The 18,203-nt window shown below is 42.2% G+C and carries 18 protein-coding genes; 11 read left to right on the top strand and 7 right to left on the bottom strand.

Annotated elements, in window-relative coordinates; genetic code table 11:
• Positions 1 to 11: 11 nt before the first annotated feature.
• The 3 genes from thiM to thiE are packed head-to-tail and all read left to right on the top strand — an operon-like array spanning position 12 to position 2,305.
• Positions 12 to 821 carry a hydroxyethylthiazole kinase gene (gene thiM, locus D0466_RS04795; protein WP_117321400.1) on the top strand — a complete coding sequence of 270 codons (810 nt, stop codon included), beginning with the start codon at positions 12 to 14 and terminating at the stop codon, positions 819 to 821.
• Positions 822 to 845: 24 nt separating this feature from the next.
• Positions 846 to 1,649 carry a bifunctional hydroxymethylpyrimidine kinase/phosphomethylpyrimidine kinase gene (gene thiD, locus D0466_RS04790; RefSeq protein WP_117321399.1) on the top strand — a complete coding sequence of 268 codons (804 nt, stop codon included), beginning with the start codon at positions 846 to 848 and terminating at the stop codon, positions 1,647 to 1,649.
• A gap of 8 nt (positions 1,650 to 1,657) precedes the next feature.
• A complete protein-coding gene (thiE, locus tag D0466_RS04785; RefSeq protein WP_117321398.1) occupies positions 1,658 to 2,305 on the top strand; it encodes a thiamine phosphate synthase in 648 nt (215 codons plus the stop codon).
• 444 nt (positions 2,306 to 2,749) lie between these two features.
• Here the strand turns inward: thiE and D0466_RS04780 are convergent, their stop codons facing one another.
• The gene (locus D0466_RS04780) at positions 2,750 to 3,892 is read right to left on the bottom strand and encodes an AbrB family transcriptional regulator (RefSeq protein ID WP_199484523.1); all 1,143 of its coding nucleotides are present in this window, start codon (positions 3,890 to 3,892) and stop codon (positions 2,750 to 2,752) included.
• A gap of 173 nt (positions 3,893 to 4,065) precedes the next feature.
• On the opposite strand from D0466_RS04780, the gene D0466_RS04775 reads away from it, so the two are divergent.
• Positions 4,066 to 4,947: a LysR family transcriptional regulator gene (locus D0466_RS04775; protein ID WP_117321397.1), complete on the top strand. Its 882-nt coding sequence runs from the start codon at positions 4,066 to 4,068 to the stop codon at positions 4,945 to 4,947.
• Positions 4,948 to 5,142: 195 nt separating this feature from the next.
• Here D0466_RS04775 and D0466_RS22515 read toward each other — a convergent pair whose 3' ends face one another.
• From D0466_RS22515 to D0466_RS04760, 5 genes are all read right to left on the bottom strand, one after another.
• On the bottom strand, positions 5,143 to 5,313 hold the full coding sequence (locus tag D0466_RS22515; RefSeq protein ID WP_199484505.1) for a hypothetical protein: 171 nt from the start codon (positions 5,311 to 5,313) through the stop codon (positions 5,143 to 5,145).
• A 65-nt stretch (positions 5,314 to 5,378) separates the two neighbouring features.
• Entirely contained in the window at positions 5,379 to 5,729 is a 351-nt protein-coding gene (locus tag D0466_RS04770) for a hypothetical protein (protein WP_117321396.1), read from the bottom strand.
• Between the two features lie 300 nt (positions 5,730 to 6,029).
• Positions 6,030 to 6,338 (bottom strand): hypothetical protein, encoded by a 309-nt coding sequence (locus D0466_RS04765; protein ID WP_117321395.1) that lies wholly within the window; start codon positions 6,336 to 6,338, stop codon positions 6,030 to 6,032.
• A gap of 188 nt (positions 6,339 to 6,526) precedes the next feature.
• The gene (locus D0466_RS23280; protein ID WP_267897380.1) at positions 6,527 to 6,658 is read right to left on the bottom strand and encodes a hypothetical protein; all 132 of its coding nucleotides are present in this window, start codon (positions 6,656 to 6,658) and stop codon (positions 6,527 to 6,529) included.
• 327 nt (positions 6,659 to 6,985) lie between these two features.
• Positions 6,986 to 7,852: a hypothetical protein gene (locus tag D0466_RS04760; protein ID WP_117321394.1), complete on the bottom strand. Its 867-nt coding sequence runs from the start codon at positions 7,850 to 7,852 to the stop codon at positions 6,986 to 6,988.
• Positions 7,853 to 8,083: 231 nt separating this feature from the next.
• Between D0466_RS04760 and D0466_RS04755 the strand changes: the two genes are divergently transcribed.
• From D0466_RS04755 to D0466_RS04730, 6 genes are all read left to right on the top strand, one after another.
• Positions 8,084 to 8,182, top strand: a complete 99-nt coding sequence (locus D0466_RS04755; protein WP_117321393.1) for a YjcZ family sporulation protein — start codon at positions 8,084 to 8,086, stop codon at positions 8,180 to 8,182.
• A gap of 460 nt (positions 8,183 to 8,642) precedes the next feature.
• On the top strand, positions 8,643 to 8,738 hold the full coding sequence (locus tag D0466_RS04750; protein WP_117321392.1) for a YjcZ family sporulation protein: 96 nt from the start codon (positions 8,643 to 8,645) through the stop codon (positions 8,736 to 8,738).
• Positions 8,739 to 9,218: 480 nt separating this feature from the next.
• A complete protein-coding gene (locus D0466_RS04745) occupies positions 9,219 to 9,476 on the top strand; it encodes a heterocycloanthracin/sonorensin family bacteriocin (RefSeq protein WP_117321391.1) in 258 nt (85 codons plus the stop codon).
• 170 nt (positions 9,477 to 9,646) lie between these two features.
• Positions 9,647 to 11,611, top strand: coding sequence for a putative thiazole-containing bacteriocin maturation protein (locus D0466_RS04740; RefSeq protein ID WP_117321390.1), 1,965 nt, complete (start codon positions 9,647 to 9,649; stop codon positions 11,609 to 11,611).
• Positions 11,608 to 13,551, top strand: a complete 1,944-nt coding sequence (locus D0466_RS04735) for a TOMM precursor leader peptide-binding protein (protein ID WP_117321389.1) — start codon at positions 11,608 to 11,610, stop codon at positions 13,549 to 13,551. Before D0466_RS04740 ends, D0466_RS04735 begins: the two co-directional genes overlap by 4 nt.
• A 22-nt stretch (positions 13,552 to 13,573) precedes the next feature.
• The gene (locus tag D0466_RS04730; protein ID WP_117321388.1) at positions 13,574 to 15,142 is read left to right on the top strand and encodes a SagB family peptide dehydrogenase; all 1,569 of its coding nucleotides are present in this window, start codon (positions 13,574 to 13,576) and stop codon (positions 15,140 to 15,142) included.
• Positions 15,143 to 15,386: 244 nt separating this feature from the next.
• Here D0466_RS04730 and D0466_RS04725 read toward each other — a convergent pair whose 3' ends face one another.
• Positions 15,387 to 16,280, bottom strand: coding sequence for an MBL fold metallo-hydrolase (locus D0466_RS04725; RefSeq protein WP_233522534.1), 894 nt, complete (start codon positions 16,278 to 16,280; stop codon positions 15,387 to 15,389).
• Between the two features lie 427 nt (positions 16,281 to 16,707).
• Between D0466_RS04725 and D0466_RS04720 the strand changes: the two genes are divergently transcribed.
• Entirely contained in the window at positions 16,708 to 18,153 is a 1,446-nt protein-coding gene (locus D0466_RS04720; RefSeq protein ID WP_117321386.1) for a DEAD/DEAH box helicase, read from the top strand.
• The last annotated feature ends 50 nt before the right edge of the window (positions 18,154 to 18,203 follow it).

The raw sequence follows: 18,203 nt of genomic DNA, 5'->3' as shown, positions 1-18,203 counted from the left end.
GGGTTTTTTCTATGATGACAACGAAAATAAGCGAAACATTACAGAAGGTAAGGGATGTAAATCCACTTGTTCATAATATAACCAATGTGGTCGTTACCAATTTTACAGCCAATGGTCTTCTCTCCCTTGGAGCCTCTCCTGTCATGGCATATGCAGCCGAAGAAGTGGCCGATATGGCCAAAATTGCGGGAGCACTTGTTTTGAATATCGGTACATTGAATCCGATTGAAGTAGAATCCATGATTATCGCTGGAAAATCAGCAAATGAGAGCGGTGTACCTGTTATTTTGGATCCAGTCGGTGCAGGCGCAACCGATTATAGAACCGCAACCGCTAAAAAAATAATGGCCGAGGTAGATATTAATGTTATAAGGGGTAATGTGGCTGAAGTAGCAAATGTCGCAGGTGAACGGTGGGAAATCAAGGGGGTGGACGCTGGTGATGCCGAGGGCAATGTCGTGGAGCTTGCGATATCTACAGCCAAGAAACTTCAAACTCTTGTCGCCATCACAGGAAAGGATGATGTCATTTCAGATGGAAAGACCACCTACATCGGTCATAATGGGCACCCCATGCTGACAAAAGTAACCGGGACCGGTTGTCTGTTGACTTCGGTGATTGGCGCTTTTGCTGCGGTGGAAAAGGATTTGATGCTGGCTTCCCTGGCGGCAGTCACATTCTACGGAGTTGCAGCTGAACGAGCTGCAGGAAAAACCGTGGATAAAGGGCCGGGCAGTTTCCAAATCGAGTTTTTGAATCAATTATCAATGACTTCATCAGTTGACATTGAACAATACAGTTCTGTGACAAAAATAGAGTAAACAAGAAAGGGGCGCGGGACAACAATGAATAAAGCTTTGACCATAGCCGGTTCTGACAGTGGGGGAGGGGCCGGAATCCAGGCCGATATTAAGACATTCCAGGAACTGGACGTTTTCGGGATGTCAGCGATCACTGCTGTAACTGCACAGAATACATTGGGAGTACAGGCTGTATATCCAATGACATCCGAAGCGGTGGCAAAACAGATTGAATCCATCGGCGAGGATATCGGCGCAGATGCCGTCAAGACCGGCATGCTTTTTAATGCGGAAATCATCGAGTCTGTATCAGAAAAAATAAAGCAGTATGGGTGGGAAAATGTCGTCGTCGACCCAGTCATGATCGCTAAAGGAGGAGCATCCTTGCTCCAAGCTGAGGCTGTCCATGCTTTAATACGGCATTTACTGCCGCTTTCCATAGTGATCACTCCAAATATACCGGAAGCCGAGGCATTAACGGATACCCCGATTCGCACAAGGGAAGACAAAGAGGAAGCTGCCCGAAAATTGTTGGCACTGGGAGTGAAAAATGTCGTGATCAAGGGCGGACACGATGAAGATCCGAATCAATCATCCGATTTGTTTTTTGACGGTACTGAATTTGTCACCTTGTCTACGAAGCGGATTCCTACGAATAATACACATGGTACGGGTTGTACTTTTTCTGCTGCTGTTACGGCCGGGCTTGCAAACGGTGCCAGTATATACGAAGCTGTTCAAACAGCCAAAAGCTTCATTCAGGCTGCTATCAAAGGGCAAGTACCTATTGGACATGGTCACGGTCCTACGAATCACTGGGCTTATAGAAAAAGCTCACATAAGGAGTAGGAAGCAAAATGGGCAGAATCAACAGCGAAGAATTGCGCGATTTATTAAAGGTATACTTTATTATGGGCAGTACTAATACTGCAAAAAATCCTGAAGAAGTTCTAAAAGAAGCCATTAATGGGGGTATTACACTGTTTCAATTCCGGGAAAAGGGAGAAGGAGCCTTAAAGGGTGACGAAAAATATGCTCTGGCCAGACAACTGCAGAAAATTTGCAGAGCAAGCAGCATCCCTTTCATCGTAAATGACGATCTCGAATTGGCAATGGAAATAGATGCAGACGGTCTGCATATTGGACAGGAAGACGAGCCGGCTGAAAGAGTCAGGGAGAAGATCGGCGATAAAATACTCGGAGTATCCATCCATACGATTGATGAAGCCGAGGCTGCCATCAGGGCGGGAGCTGATTATTTTGGGTTAGGTCCCATATTCCCTACTAATACAAAAACGGATACGACCCCTGTCCAGGGAACATCGCTCATTCAAGTGTTCAGGAAAAGGGGAATAACGGTCCCCATTGTGGGAATCGGAGGCATTACAGCTCAAAATGCCGGGACTGTCATGAAAGCCGGTGCTGACGGAGTATCCGTCATTACGGCAATCAGCCAGGCTATATCAGTAACGGATGCCGCAAGGGAACTAAGAAAAAATGTCTAGGGGGTCAGTCCCCCGACGCTTCAACGCGTTAAATCGCCAAGTATCAGATCCACAGTGATAGAAATAGACGCAATAAAACCCGGATCCAGGAGCATCCGGGTTTTTGCATAGTGTACTATCGAACAATGTGATTATTCCAATTATGCGAGAGAAGAATAATATGACTCTTCGTTATACTCCTCTTTTTTAGGAATAAGTAAAAGGGATGCACTGTTGCTATGCTAATAACATATACAAGCAATACAGGAGATATGATGCGGAAAGAGTAGGTAGTAGAAAGCATCATTTCATAAGATTAACAAATTTTTGGCGGTATTGGTCAGGGGAAAGGCAGGCCGTTACAAACGTTAAACGAAACGGCCATCATAAAAGCTCTTTAAAGTAACTGGTTTCATCATAGATCCCCAAATTCGTTTTTGGCAAAAGCTAGGATTTGGCAGAAAATTACGCAGACAGCCGTGAACTCTTCATTCTCCTTACTTCCCATGAATTCAACAATCGAAAAAGCGGAGGCAAGGTAATGCAAACAACAACGATTCGAAGGACCTGTACTGCTACAACAAAAGTGGCATCTGCGTTAAGAACCGCTGCAGTAGTGGCCATTTCCGCAACCCCTCCTGGTGCAAAAGCCAATAGCGAGGTCAGCAGCGAAATTCCAGTAACTTTTGCTACAAACAAGGCACATAGTAACATACACATGATAAGTGCCAATGTACTGAATAAAGATATTATCAATGTTTTTCTTATCCCCTCGAACATCCCTTTGTAAAAACGGGAACCTACACAAGAAGCGATGAAAATTTGAGATAAAATCATGGCAAGGTTAGGCCACCACGCTATCATCTCGTGTCCTGAAATGAATGTGCTAAGCATTTGTACCGAAGCAGCACCTATCATTCCGCCTACAAGCCATGGTGCCGGAATTTTTACATATTTAGCTACATAAATCCCTGCCCAGGCTCCCAGTGCCAACAATGCCGTCCAAAGAAGCTGGCTCAATTCAAATTCCGGGGCTGTTATTGTTGCCGGATTGCTTAAAGAGACCGCCTGTTCAACGTGATTATGATACCAGGATGATGCAAGAATGGGTACGGTGAATATTACGAGAAAAATCCTCATTGTCTGGATAATGCTTACGACAGCAGTATTTGCTCCCAATTCTTCCGCTATTGAAGGCATTGCCGCAATCCCTCCTGGTGCCGTTCCGAATAAACTTGTCAGCATATCCGTATTGCTGAATTTCCATAGGACAAATCCAGAAAGCAAAGAAAGGATAATAGAGAAAACAAGCATGATAACAATCGTATTCCAATTATCTCTGAGCGTGTGTAAAACGGATAAATTAATACTTTGTCCCAGCTCAATGGCAAGAATTAATTGTCCAACATTCATCCACTTTCTTGAAATGCCTTGTTGGCCTTCAGGCAATTTTAAAAATTGGGGTTTTGTAATAGATAGCAGGGCAGCCATAATCAAGGTGCCAATTATCCACCCAATCGAAAGACCTGTTAATGAAAGAACAAGACCGCCAATACTGCTTAATGCGATAAACCGGATAGTTTGAAACAAATTCCTATTATCCTTCAAATAAACTCCTTCTTTCATGAATATCAAATAAATTTCTGCAAAAAAACACAACGCTTTTGATTTTATGTAAAAGTTCTGTCTATTAAAATATAAAGCATACTAAGCAATAATTAAAATACGAATATTGTATAATAAACCATAATCAAAAATTATGGCTGGGTGGTTGTTTCTCTATGGATGAACGGGATTGGATCATTTTACGGACGCTTTTTCATGAAAATAACATTACAAAAGCTGCAAAAATGTTGTATATATCACAACCTGCTCTAACTAACCGCTTGAAGCAAATCGAGAAAGAATTTGGAGTCAGAATTGTCGAAAGGGGGAGAAGGGGAGTCACCTTCACTCATCAAGGTGAATATTTGGCAAAAAGTGCAGATCAAATTTTATTGCAAATCCAGAAAATTAAAGAAAATGTACGCAATATGGAGAATAAAGTAGCCGGAACTTTAAGGTTGGGTGTCTCCAACTTTTTTGCCCATTACATGCTTCCAGACCTCCTAAAGCTGTTCAAGGATCAATACCCCGATATTGAATTCAAAGTGACGACGGGCTGGAGCAGTGAAATCACCAATTTATTATACAATCAAGATATTCATATTGCATTTGTGAAGGGTGACCATAGCTGGAAAGAGTGTAAACGATTATTATTTGATGAAAAAATTTGCATTGCATCAAAAGAAAAAATTGACATTAATCAGCTGCCGTACTTACCCAGGATCGATTACAGTACAGACTACTTATTGAAAACTACAGTAGATCATTGGTGGGCAGAAAATTATTCAAAGGCTCCATTAATCAGCATAGAGGTTGATAAAGCAGAAACCTGCAAAAAAATGGTGGTCAATGGACTTGGTTATGCCATAATGCCTACTTTGGAACTTAAAGATATAGACAACTTGTATAGGACCGATCTGACAACAAAAGAAGGAAAGCCTATATTGCGCAATACATGGATGTTCTATCATGAGCACTCTATGAAACTAAATATGGTGGCTGCTTTTGTGAAATTCATAGAAGGTATCGACTTATATAATTTCGATATATCCAATTAAGAAGAACAGATAGTCTTTTGAAGTGAAACGGAGTGTAATGGTGTGGGGGAAAGGAAAAATAGTGCGGAATCATTGATCTTTTACTATGGATCCGCACATTTTGCTGCTTGTTTCATACTTTTATTGAGAAAAATCTTTAGAAAAGAAGTCAGGGTTGAAAAGATTATTTGTTAAACAAATCAATTCCTATTTTAATTAGGATTCATCTGTGTTATTAAGCTTTTCAGAAATGTCTCTAAGTATCATGTTTTTTTCCTGCTGTATTTTCAGGAATTTAAGCAGAAACCAGATAATGAATACGATCGGTGCTATATAAAAGAAAATCGTAAAGATCGGAAAAAAGGCAAAAAGTTCATCACCGTTCATGTGTGGGTCTCCTCTCGTGTTTTGGTTAATTATACCACACTAAAGAGATGCCAGCCTTTGCCTCACTATTTTCTGCGACGGAAATGGGCGTGGTACACTTTTCTTTCCTCCGCAGCTGATTCTGCATTTCCCATAAAAGGGTTTTTGGCTTTCTCAAGTAACAGTTCCTTCAATTTTTGCAGTCGCACCGGTCCAACGCCAGGCAGGTTTTCTGGAAGATCCACTTTAACTTGACCGCTGCTTTTGTAAAAACGAATTCTCCCATGACCCGTTGATTCCGATTTACCCAGGGTATAAGTAAAATCAAAATGTTGTTCTATGTACGAGGATAATTCAGGCAGGCCAAGACCTTCGTAAATGCCAGGCAATACATGATAAACAGGCCGGCCGGAGAATGAGAACGAGCATATTTCCATTTGGGTGCCCCTTTTGATGATTGTTTATTTGATACGTATTATTATAACCATTGTCCTGGCCTATCAATTTGTGCTCTCTTAATTTCAGTGTCACTCAGCAATTATTCTAGTTCAGAAACCTGGTCTAATGATAAAAGGGGAGGTGGTTGGCGTAATTCGGTGGCAGTGAAACTGAGAAACTAAAGTGTACTTTTCAAAAAAGACCTTCATTTGGGTATGTAAAAGGAAGAAAGCTATGGGAGAAGTCTGTCGATTGTATTTCATTTTAGTAAAGAAGTAAGCACATTTAAGTGCTTACCGCTAAACTTCATCCAATGAGATGGTTCTATGGGTTAGCTCTTTATTAGAATTTAAAACGCCAATAATAATTTGATTATCTTCAGTGAGTGTGGCATATCTAAATTGTTCATCACCATGAATGATGAAATTTGCATCCTTTTTTGCTTCCATCTTGGCAAAGACATTTTCTTTGTATTCAAGCGGAAGAAAATCATCTATACTGACGGTTGATCTACCCACCCATTTATTCATGAACTCTTTAATTGCTAATTGTTCAATCATCGATAGTTTTTCTTTAAATTTTATCTTATCCACTGTTATTGTTTCCACTTTATCACTCCTCATATAGTATGAAAGTGTATACTTTTAAAATACACCTATCAACTCTATTGGAATGACAGTTTATTTACATTTTGATTGCATTCGTTAGTAAGATTAATGCAATATTTCAGCCTGAAAAGAATTTATCTCCGATGGATTATTGGAATACAGTATGATCATTCATCTCGCCGAGCCTTTTAAATAATTCTCGACTTTTTGCGTTCTTTGTCATTGAAACGCGGTTTTCTGAAAACAGCCACTAGAGAAATAACAAAGCAAACCCCTAAAATTGATGATAAGACCCATGCAAAAAGCTCAATTGATTCCATGATATATCGCCTCCTTGTGTATTTTATTTTGTGTCAGGCAATGACCGATTTTAAAAATAAAACAGGAGAAGCAGATTCAGAAATAGCATAAAGCATCGTTAATACTTTGATATCCCGATATATTTTTTAATTATGTAACACTTTCTTAAGGATTAGAAGGGCTTCGACAAAACCTTCTAAAAAAGCTGAAAACATGATAAAAATAGCCAAAAAAAGGACTGAAGTACAATAGTAACTGTCAGTCCTTTCCACCGTTACCTGCCTCATTGGCAAACTAATCGGATGAAACAATTACCAATATCAAAACTCTCCTCATGCACCAACCAATTAACGCTCAATGTGTGAAAGTTCTTTCATCAAGTTAGCGCCGTCAATATACCACCCATCGATTAGACTATTTCGTCTGATAATAAAGTGAATGATTGTTTTTTCTTTTTCATTATTTTTCTTTATCAGGACAGCGTTGACAGGTATTTCGAGGAGTACCGGTTGATCGCGCTCTTTTACATCGATCGTTGACAAACCTGTTACCTCGAAATAGCTAATCTCTTCTAGTGCCTTTTTTAGTTCGGATTCTTTATTTATGCCGTCTACAGTTTGCTTGAGGATGTCCAGATCGTCCAAATTAACGGCTATGGAAAATACATTAATTAATTCGAAAGGCCCAAGTGTGTCTAAATATTCGTCCATCTTTCCGCCAGCCTTTAATATCATTAAGTGGTGAATTACATCCATTTTACGCGATCCATGTGTGGTACTGCCGAAAAAATGAATACAGAAATGTCCAGGAAAACCGTTCTTTAAAGCACCTGCCCCATGCGGCATTCCATGCATGGAAGCAGCTATCATTTGATCTTTCACACGGATAAGGATCGGTCTCCTTTTCCAGCTCCATCTTCCGTTATATATTTTCTTCATCAATCTTGTGTCTTTCTTCGTTAATGGTTGTACGTCGGCATGTCTGCTCCCTGCTCTTCTTTGTCCCTTGAATTGTAACCCCGTTTCAACATCAATGATGGTAAAGACCGAACCTTTCGGCAAAATTTGATTTGTTTTATGCCAAGGCAATACTTCAACCATAAAGCTAATCGGGTTATCATACTTCTCTAAATATTCAGTTCCAGCCAAAGCTTTCACAGGAAACACAAACAATGAAATGATGATAAATGCAATGGCAAATCGTTGTAATTTCATAATGGTTCACCTCTTTTTTATAATGGACTCGATAAACGCGATCCAATAAACGAAATTTCTGGAAAAAGTTTAGTATTTGCACTGATTGGATATAAATTACAATTCACATAAAGAAACTGAGGAAAAAACACATTTTAAATAGGACAACCTTTCTACCCTACCCCTCTACATCGGTTGGACATATTATAAAGCGTAAGTAACATTTCAAGTAACGGCAAAGGGGGAGAATATATGGGTGACGGATATGCTGGCGGCAGCAGCTTTGCATTTATCATCGTAGTATTCGTTTTGTTGGTCATTGTGGGTTGCGCTTGCTTTAGCGGATATTAATCATCAGAAAAAGCCTGATACTGGGTTTGTGTCCAGTTATCAGGTTTTTTTATTCCAGTTATAAAAAGGTTAATATGTTAGCCGTTTGTTAAATAGGATACGTTAAGCCGTTATTCCCTAATTGTCACTATCGCTGAAAGGCGTGAAGTGATCTCACACAGAGAAGCAGAGGATTAATTTCTCCTGCTTTTTCATTATGTTTGGTGGGTTTCTTATACACGGACCATCTTTTATACGATATATTGTTTTGCTTCTTCCAAAACAAGCCAGTTAATTGGCCAAGCCTTGAGAGTTTATTCTATTTTCAAAAATAACATGGATCCATATATCTCCATTTTGAACACATTAGTTAAGCACATTGGTGAAAAGACACATTTTATATAGGACAAACTGTCTACCCTGTCCGTTTCAACTGGTTGTACATACAATGAAGAGAATTCGATGCAAGGGAGGGGAAAATATGTCTGGTGGAGGATACGGCGGTACTTTTGCGTTTATCGTTGTGATTTTTGTTTTGTTGGTTATTGTAGGCTGCTCTTGCTGGGGTGGTTATTAATAACTAATTTTAAAGCCTGATAATAGGTTAGAATTCTCTTATCAGGCTTTTTCAGGTATTACAGACTTACTGAACCAGACAGGCATTTCAAAAGCTTGTTACATATGCATTTTTAAGCCGTCAGTAACTCATCATCATACTCCTTTTGAATATTAAAAAAAAGATATTCATGACAAGTTTGAAGAATTATTACAAATTTGCCTGTCCAAAACTTTGACTTAACATTGGTCATCGCAACCGTTTGATTATTTTCTTAGCCCCTTTAAAGTACGACTTAGGAAAGGGGTTTTGTTTTTATACAACATTATATTCAGTGTGATAACATTCCAGCAGCTTACAAATGGTGAAAATAGGCAGTTGAAGTGGTAACAATACCTACAGGACATTCATATTTTGATGGGGAAAGTACTTGAATCATTTGTAAATTTACCAGCATGTTGCTTTCACATCATGTTTTTTTAATAAACGGAGGTTATCAGGATGAATGATTTTCAAAACGAACTCCAAATGTTGAACCTTGGAGATTTCCAGACAAGTGAGGCTGTTCCTTGGGATCAAAACCAATACTATATGGATTCGTCCCGGCAACTCGGTGGTTTCGGAGGCTGTTTCGGCGGTGGTTTCGGTTTCGGTGGTTGTTTCGGCAGTTGTTTTGGTTGTTTTAGCTGCTTCCGCTGCTTCAATTGTTTCCGTTGCCACAGTTGCTTTAGATGTGGCGGGCGTTGCTGGGGTTGGTAATTGTAGTTTTGTAAAGACTGCCTTTTTGTTGCCAAAGAGTAGAAGAGGTCCCTGCATTAGTCGTGGTAGGGACCTCTTCTCATTAAAATCAGACATAAGAGACAAATTGCGATACATAGGATTGTAGAGACAGTGGTGATGCAGATTTAAAACAGCTTGGAGGAGCGACAATGATAAATTTGACCCCTTCTATGCGCCTGAAAGTTAAAAGGGACACGTTTTATCTCCCAGATCCGAACAGAGGTGTATATTTTCGGAACAACTCGAGTTCGTTCTCGATGGAAGGCAGTACGATCGTGCAGTGGATTGAAAAACTAATGCCGATGTTTAACGGTGAATACACGTTAGCGAATCTGACAGAAGGATTGCCGGCCCCATACCGGGATAGGGTCTATGAAATTGCAGAAGTTCTGTATATAAACGGCTTCGTTCGAGATGTCAGTCAAGATCGTCCCCATCAATTGACGGATCAAATCCTTAACAAGCATGCTTCTCAAATTGAGTTTTTGGACAGTTTCGGCGATTCGGGTGCGTTTCGTTTTCAGGCCTATCGTCAGGTAAAAGTGTTGGCAGTTGGATCCGGTCCTTTTTTTGTTTCGTTGGTTTCTTCCTTGCTTGAATCCGGATTACCTAAATTCCATACTTTCATTACGGATTTGGTACCGACCAATAGACGGCGGTTAAGGGAGCTCGTGGCACATGCACATAAAACAGACCACGAAGTAGCGGTAGAGGAAGTTATGGTCCAGAAGGAAAGGGTAAGTTCCTGGAACGAGATTGTGAAACCGTTTGATTCGATATTATATGTATCACAAGAGGGAGATATAGAGGAATTACGGGAACTTCATACGGTTTGCAGGCAGGAGAACAAGTTGTTTCTCCCCGCTATATGCTTTCATCAATCAGGTCTGGCAGGTCCGCTGGTTCACTCGGAATCAAAGGGGTGTTGGGAGTCTGCCTGGCGCCGAATACACCAAACTGTGCTGGGCAAAGACCAGCAGTTACCGGTATTTTCCTCTACTGCAGGAGCGATGCTGGCCAATTTGATTGTGTTTGAATTGTTTAAAGAGACTACAAGAGTGACGGAATCGGAACAAAATAATCGATTCTTCCTGCTTGATTTGGAGACGTTAGAGGGGCAATGGCATTCGTTCATGCCTCACCCGTTGGTGACCGGACATGGTAAAGCTCAATGGGTTGAAGACTTTGATCTAGCGATTGAAAACAAATCGAACAGAGTTGAGCCAAAGGGATTGTTTCTTGCTCTGGGCCATTTGACATCGGAAAAATCAGGAATATTACACGTTTGGGAGGAGGGGGATTTAAAGCAGCTGCCCTTGGCTCAATGCCGTGTTCAGGCAGTCGATCCGTTGTCGGAGGGACCGGCTGAGCTGTTGCCAGAAACAGTCTGTGCAGGTCTGACGCATGAGGAGGCACGGAAGGAAGCGGGTCTCACCGGGATTGAAGCCTATGTGTCACAAACAGCCGACCTTCTCATTAAGACGCTGCCGTCTAATCCGAAAGTAGAGAGTAGTTTATTAGAAATACAGGGATTTGTAGGCATCGGAGCAGGGGAAACAGTTGCGGAGGGTGTTTGCCGCGGGCTGCAAAGGTATTTGGACGAGGAGTTCCGAAAGCAGCAGGTCAATCAGAAGATTATTGTTCACCGGATGCTCTTGGGTGCGGTAGAAGATGAACATTGCCGGTATTATATGCAGGCACTTACAACGATGCAGGGATCTCCGATGATAGGCTTAGGAAGGGAAGTGTCAGGTTTCCCTGTAGTATGGGTCGGCACAAGCTGCGGCTGGTTTGGCTGTGTAGGCTTAAATAAAACAGTGGCTATGCGAAATGCATTACAAAAGGCAATAATGAAAGTCCAAAACCAAGGGGCTTTTCTCCCGGCGCAAGGGTTAGAAGCTTCAACTGTACTTCAGGAAGAACCGGTGCAAGTGAACCTTGCAATCCCCTCTGAAAAAGATTCAACACAACCTGAAATATTAGAGTCAGCATTGAAGGTGTTGGAACGGAACCGCATACAGCTCTTGGTTTTCGAACTGGAACTTGAACCGTTTTTGAAAGAGGAGCTGGCAGGGGTGTTCGGGGTGTTGTTGCGAGAGGAGGAAACAAGGTGAATGCAGTCGTGTTGGTTGTCGGAGAGGGAGTGTTGGCTGACAGCGTGTGCGGAGAACTGTCCGGACAATACCAGATAGCTCGCCAGACCGATTTCGAGTCAGGAATACCAGATACGACTGATGTGGCCCTTGTACTGCAAGATGCTTGGAATCCTGCTGTTCATCATAATGCGGAAGAGTTACTGCGAGCAACCGGCACTCCATGGCTGCCAGGCTTCGTTTCATTTGGCGAGGGTGTGGTCGGTCCGCTGCTACAACCGGGTACGCCGGGATGCTACCAGTGTGCGGACCTGCGGAGAATCATGGCGGGACGCGACCGTAAGGAGATGTGGGAGATACGGCAGCAATTGCAGGTACAAGGAAGAGTACCGCGTGATGTTGCGGCATCAGCGACGGGACTTTTGCAGATGGCTCACTTGATCAAAGCGGAGTTACAGAGGGTATTGCAAGGCGACCAGCCCAATTTGGAAGGCAGGGTATTGTTAGTTAACTTGAAAACACTGAATAGTTCCAGGCATTCCTTTCTCCCGGACCCGTTGTGTACGGTGTGCGGCCAATTGCCTGACGATTCACCAGCCGCGGCCCGAATTTCACTGCAGCCAAGTCCCAAGATAAGCATAGACAATTACCGAAGCCGTTCGATGGATGATCTGAGTAAAGTTCTAGCCAAAGATTATCTGGACCATCGGACTGGGTTGTTCAATGGCAAAATGTATGACCTCGTGCCACCTTTTGCCGACGCAAGTGTCAATCTGCCTTTGTTCTTTGGGGACGAAGGGACAGCTGGCCGAACCCATTCATATGCGGCAAGTGAGTTGACTGCCATTTTGGAAGGCATCGAGCGGTATTGCGGTCTCGAGCCCCGTGGCAAAAGAACCGTAATCCATGACAGCTTCCGCAATTTGAAAGAACAGGCACTCAATCCAATCAAGGTAGGTGTTCATGGAAAAGAACAGTATGCACAACCTGGTTTTCCGTTCAAACCATTTAATCCTGATCGCCCGATCAATTGGGTATGGGGCTATTCGTTCTTAGAAGAGCGGCCGATTCTGGTCCCGGAGCTGCTTGCTTATTACAGCCTGGGCGGCGGGGAAGGATTTGTCTATGAAACTTCCAACGGATGTGCATTAGGGGGAAGTTTGGAGGAGGCTATTCTGTACGGAATTTTTGAAGTAGTAGAGCGTGATTCGTTTTTGATGACTTGGTATGCGAATTTGGCCCTCCCGCGACTTGATCCAAGTTCGGCAAACGACCAAGAATTGCAGTTAATGATCGAACGGGTGCAAGCGGTGGCTGGATATGAAATATATTTGTTTAATTCTACCATGGAGCATGGTATTCCAAGTGTATTTGCGCTGGCGAAAAACAGGAAGCAAAAGGGACTGAATATCATATGTGCGGCTGGAGCCCATCTCGACCCGGTGCGGGCGGTGAAAAGCTCCGTTCACGAGTTAGCTGGCATGATGCTGACAATTGACGAGAAATTGGAGGCGAACCAGGAGGAGTATGTGAGAATGCTGCAAGATTCTTCACTGGTAAAGAAGATGGATGATCATGGGATGCTGTACGGCTTGCCTAAAGCTGAGGAGCGCTTCAAGTTTTTGCTTGATGGCAATCGTCCGATGCGAACTTTTGACAACGAGTTCAAGCGAAAGGCAAGTCATTCAGACCTGACCGATGATCTGCAAGACATTCTTAAGGTGTTGCGTCATTTGAACCTGGATGTGATTGTGGTGGACCAGACGACACAGGAAACCAGGCGGAACGGATTGTATTGCGTGAAAGTGTTGATTCCGGGGATGTTACCGATGACATTCGGACACCATCTCACCCGTCTAACAGGGCTGGAAAGGGTACTCCGGATACCAATGGAGCTCGGGTATGCGGAAAAACCGCTGGAACATAAAGAGCTTAATCCACATCCGCATCCTTTTCCATAAGCAGTGTATAGGGGGCAGGAGGATGAGTCTAGAGGAGTTTTTGCACAATTTGCATTTTGACATTGACAAGGTAAGCCCGCCGGATTGGGAAGTGGATTGGGAAGACGCTCCGCTTCCATATAAACTCTACCGCGGCTTGCCTGTGGTTCCTTTTTCATTGGAAGTACCGATTGCGCTGGATGAATGGTTTGAACCCTCAAAGCCCGACCATCGCAAAATCGGCAATTTTCTCTGGTTTGTGTCAGGTCTAACTCAATATAGCCAGTCAGTCTTTACTTTGGAACCATCAGAACAAAAAGCGGAACTAATCCAGTCATTTCGGCGTTTTGCTCCTTCCGGAGGAGCCTTGTATCCAAACGAATTGTACGTGTATCTAAAGATGGAAGATATCCCTCGCGGGGTATACCATTATGATGTGGCCCATCACCGCTTGGTGTTGTTGCGGGAAGGAAATTTTGATTCACTTATAGCCCGGGCTCTTGGTAATCGCTGTGACATATCCACTTGCTTTGGAACTATTTTTGTATCGACAATGTTTTGGAAGAATTTCTATAAATACAATAATTTTTCCTACAGGCTGCAAGGTTTGGATGCCGGTGTGCTGATGGGTCAATTGCTCGAAGTAGCGAAACGGTTTGCCTTCGAATCAGGAGTATATTTCCAATTTCTTGACAGGACCATCAACCACTTGCTAGGGCTATCCGAACAGGAGGAAAGCACATATGCAGTTATTCCATTATCGGTCAATCCAACAATATGGTTACCTAATGTGGGGAATATAGAAGGGCCGTTTTTGGATTCTGAATTATGCCAGCAGTTGACACCCATTCAGTTTAATCATTATGTCCGGTCGCGGCGGATTAAAGAGTATCCGATGTTAACCAAAATGAATGAAGCGTGCATAATGAATTCAACGGGTTCTTTTGGCTGGTTAATTGAAAAGGAGAGGATGGATCTTGACGGCGAAAGGGTAGTTCTGCCTCCCGCTAATCGGTTGTCCTATGATCTGGCGGCAGTTTGCAAAAAGCGGTATTCACCGGATATGGATTTCGTTATGGGAAAGGTAAGTATACAACAGCTGGCTAATTTGCTTCATGAGGCAACTGCTTCCTTCCAATATCGAAATGATTTGGACCAAGGTCACGAGTCCCGTATTTCACTTTATGGCTGTTTTTATAATGTTGAAGGCCTTCAAGATGGTGCCTATCAATATGACAGCGATGCCCATGCATTAAGACTGCTACATCCTGGAGACCATAGACGCCTGTTGCAATACGGAATGTCTGCGGATAATGTGAATTTGTACCAAGTACCTATTTGCCTGCATGTTGCAGGGGACAAGGATCACTTGACGATGCAATTGGGGTACCGAGGATACCGTATACAACAGATGGAAGCAGGTATGCTTGTGCAACGATTACTGATAGCTGCATCTGCCATCGGGATGGCGGGACACCCGCTGCTTGGGTATGATGCGAATGTGAGTGATGAAATTTACAAGTTGGATTCACAAGGAAAAACAAGCCTGATCCAAATACCGATCGGCCCTTATCGAAACCGTCCTTGGCTGAAGGGAAGTTTACACAGTTAAAAAGCAAGCAAGAATAAAAATGAGACAACAAAGATGTGTCCATGAAGTAGGCTTGAGAGGAAATTATAATAACCCCTGAATTTTATGCGCATGGCGTAAATGGATTTTAAAAGGACTAAAAACTGGGAGTCGTTATATAACCAACTATGGAACAACGGATTTAACTTAAATGTTAACATCTTTGGAATTAACGTTAGTTTTTAGCGTTATAAGGGTCGCTTCGGCGACCCTTAAACTTTTTGCTCTATTTTGCCATTCCAAATACCGTGCTGGATTCAGGTATAGTTAGTCCAAGACGGTACAGATGCTTGCGTATGCCACTGCGTTCCCAGGTTTTCAGGAGGGGCACATCCAAAGTTTGTTTCGGATAGAATATCCCCACATTCGTGAGCTCTTCAAAGGTCAGCCCTTCACGTACATACTGTTCAATGGTTTCATCCCGTTCTTGAATGATAGCCAGGAAACTCTCCATTGCTTGTTGGAAATCAAGTTTGGAGAAGACCCCTTTTTGGTGTCCTGTTATAAATGTGTCGGCATCAAGGCTGATCAGGCGGTTTCCCGACTCAATGAAATCATCGATGCTCCCGTCGGTACCGTTATACCATGGGCCGAATGAAGTCATGTCATAATCGCCAACATAGACAACACCCAATTCCGGAAAATAAGGGCATGAAAGTCCTGAGGTATGTCCCGGCGTATGAAGAAAGCTGACCTTAACTCCGCCAAAAGAATATTCCTTCTCATATTCATACGACTTCGAATAGCCACCCAGGTTTTCAACCCAGTCCTGCGGCAGGTTTTTACGCCACATCTCTACACCTTCCGGACCCCATTCCTGATACACTCCATTAAGCCTTGCGATGCCTTCAATCGTTTGAGCTTTTTCAAATTCAATCTGGTTGATCCATTTTGCTGCGTCCCGAAACAGGTGATTGTGGCGCGTATGGTCCGGATGGTAATGTGTGTTTACGATCAATTCAACCCCGTATTGCCGATTAACTTCTAATAGGGCATCGGGATCACCACCTGAATCGATCAATACTTTATCTTTACAATCAATGTACAGGCTTCGTGAATAGGGAACCTTACTGTTGTTGGCACCTTCCACGATCAGAAGTGGACCTATGCGATTCATCATTTTCACCTCTAAAATTAAAATATCTTTTTCTTTTCCTCGGCTTTATTATGTAAGGGATTTTATTCATCCAAAATCTGAATGATTGTTCATTCATAATACCATAAAATTTCGGATCTTGAAACATAATCGAACCTTATCCTCAATGGTATCATGGAGGTTTCTAATTGAAAGATGTATTAATCACATTATCGATAAAGTCTTTATTCATATTTATTTTAGTCGCGCACACTTACTCGTGTCTGGGTATAACACACAAATCGACAGCTACAGAATGCAAGCTATATATACTATTATTGATAATTTCAAATAAAAGCCGATATGACCGGCATTTCAAGTATAATTAACCATAGTCAGATTTTGCATATGATATTTCTTATAGAGAATCCTATATATAAATCGGATAAAAATAAAAAAACGAGGTTTATTCATGAGTGAAAGAAGTTTTGAGGATTATAAGCTAAGCGATGAAATAAGAAGAGCACTTGCATTGTTAAAATACGAAACTCCCACAGAGGTCCAGAGTGAAGTATTACAAGTAGCACTGGGAAATCAAGATGTTGTAGTAAAATCCCAAACAGGCAGTGGAAAGACTGCTTCCTTTGGTATACCTATTTGTGAAATGATTGAATGGGAGGAAAAGAACCCACAGGCATTGATTCTTACGCCAACCCGAGAGCTTGCAGTTCAAGTTCGGGAAGATATAACGAATATAGGAAGGTTTAAACGGATTAAAGCTATGGCCGTTTATGGAAAAGAACCTTTTGCGAAACAAAAAGAAGAATTGAAACAAAAAACGCATGTAGTCGTCGGTACACCAGGACGAGTGATGGACCATATTGAAAGAGGAACACTGGTCTTAGACCAAATGAAGTATTTTATTATTGATGAAGCGGATGAAATGCTTAATATGGGTTTTATCGATGAAGTAGAAGCGATTATTCAAGAACTTCCTTCAGACAGAGTAACAATGGTATTTTCTGCTACATTGCCTAAAGATGTTGAAAATCTCTGCCATAAATATATGAAAGATCCTATCAATATCGAGATTGCTGCTACAGGGATGACAACTGATACAATTGACCATTATTTAATTGAAGTGAAAGAGGAAGGAAAGATTTCCCTGCTTAAAGACGTTACGGTTGTTGAAAATCCAGAAAGCTGTATCATTTTTTGCAGAACGAAAGATCATGTCGACACAGTGTTTACCGAATTGGATGAAGCCAATTATTCTTGTGAAAGACTCCATGGAGGATTAGAGCAGGAAGATCGGTTTGCCGTGATGGATGGTTTTAAAAGGGGGAATTTCCGTTACCTTGTGGCCACGGATGTTGCTGCTAGAGGAATTGATATAGATAATGTGACACTTGTCATTAACTATGACGTTCCAATGGAAAAAGAGAGCTATGTCCATCGAACAGGAAGAACGGGGCGTGCGGGCAATAAAGGGAAAGCGATTACGTTTGCGACACCTTATGAAGGAAAATTTATTAAAGCTATCGAAAGATATATTGGCTTTGAAATCCCTTCCATGGAAGCTCCCGGACATGAGGAAGTTACAGGAAGAAAAGCCGCTTTTGATGAGAAAATCAGCGGCCGGCGAGTCGTGAAAAATAATAAAACGGCCCGAATAAACAAAGATATCATGAAACTCCATTTCAGTGGAGGAAAAAAGAAGAAGCTTCGGGCTGTGGATTTTGTTGGAACGATTGCGAATATTCCAGGAGTAACAGCAGATGATATTGGAATTATCACCATCCAGGACAATTTGTCGTATGTTGATATTCTTAATGGAAAGGGCTCACTAGTTTTACAAGCCATGGAACATACAACAATTAAAGGAAAGAAGCTGAAAGTCAGCAAGGCGATTAAGTAACTAAATCCTCAGGTAAGGACGATTATGCCCCTCGCATAATGGTCCTTTGC

The sequence above is a fragment of the Peribacillus glennii genome (assembly GCF_003429105.1).
Lineage (GTDB): Bacteria > Bacillota > Bacilli > Bacillales > DSM-1321 > Peribacillus > Peribacillus glennii.
This window is presented reverse-complemented; position numbering and strand designations above follow the sequence as displayed.

Excerpts from the sequence above, each read along its gene's own strand:
- thiM (WP_117321400.1), top strand. The coding sequence starts at position 12 with ATGATGACAACGAAAATAAGCGAAACATTACAGAAGGTAAGGGATGTA.
- thiD (WP_117321399.1), top strand. The coding sequence starts at position 846 with ATGAATAAAGCTTTGACCATAGCCGGTTCTGACAGTGGGGGAGGGGCC.
- thiE (WP_117321398.1), top strand. The coding sequence starts at position 1,658 with ATGGGCAGAATCAACAGCGAAGAATTGCGCGATTTATTAAAGGTATAC.
- D0466_RS04775 (WP_117321397.1), top strand. The coding sequence starts at position 4,066 with ATGGATGAACGGGATTGGATCATTTTACGGACGCTTTTTCATGAAAAT.
- D0466_RS22515 (WP_199484505.1), bottom strand. The coding sequence starts at position 5,313 with ATGAACGGTGATGAACTTTTTGCCTTTTTTCCGATCTTTACGATTTTC.
- D0466_RS04770 (WP_117321396.1), bottom strand. The coding sequence starts at position 5,729 with ATGGAAATATGCTCGTTCTCATTCTCCGGCCGGCCTGTTTATCATGTA.
- D0466_RS23280 (WP_267897380.1), bottom strand. The coding sequence starts at position 6,658 with ATGGAATCAATTGAGCTTTTTGCATGGGTCTTATCATCAATTTTAGGG.
- D0466_RS04760 (WP_117321394.1), bottom strand. The coding sequence starts at position 7,852 with ATGAAATTACAACGATTTGCCATTGCATTTATCATCATTTCATTGTTT.
- D0466_RS04755 (WP_117321393.1), top strand. The coding sequence starts at position 8,084 with ATGGGTGACGGATATGCTGGCGGCAGCAGCTTTGCATTTATCATCGTA.
- D0466_RS04750 (WP_117321392.1), top strand. The coding sequence starts at position 8,643 with ATGTCTGGTGGAGGATACGGCGGTACTTTTGCGTTTATCGTTGTGATT.
- D0466_RS04745 (WP_117321391.1), top strand. The coding sequence starts at position 9,219 with ATGAATGATTTTCAAAACGAACTCCAAATGTTGAACCTTGGAGATTTC.
- D0466_RS04740 (WP_117321390.1), top strand. The coding sequence starts at position 9,647 with ATGATAAATTTGACCCCTTCTATGCGCCTGAAAGTTAAAAGGGACACG.
- D0466_RS04730 (WP_117321388.1), top strand. The coding sequence starts at position 13,574 with ATGAGTCTAGAGGAGTTTTTGCACAATTTGCATTTTGACATTGACAAG.
- D0466_RS04725 (WP_233522534.1), bottom strand. The coding sequence starts at position 16,280 with ATGATGAATCGCATAGGTCCACTTCTGATCGTGGAAGGTGCCAACAAC.
- D0466_RS04720 (WP_117321386.1), top strand. The coding sequence starts at position 16,708 with ATGAGTGAAAGAAGTTTTGAGGATTATAAGCTAAGCGATGAAATAAGA.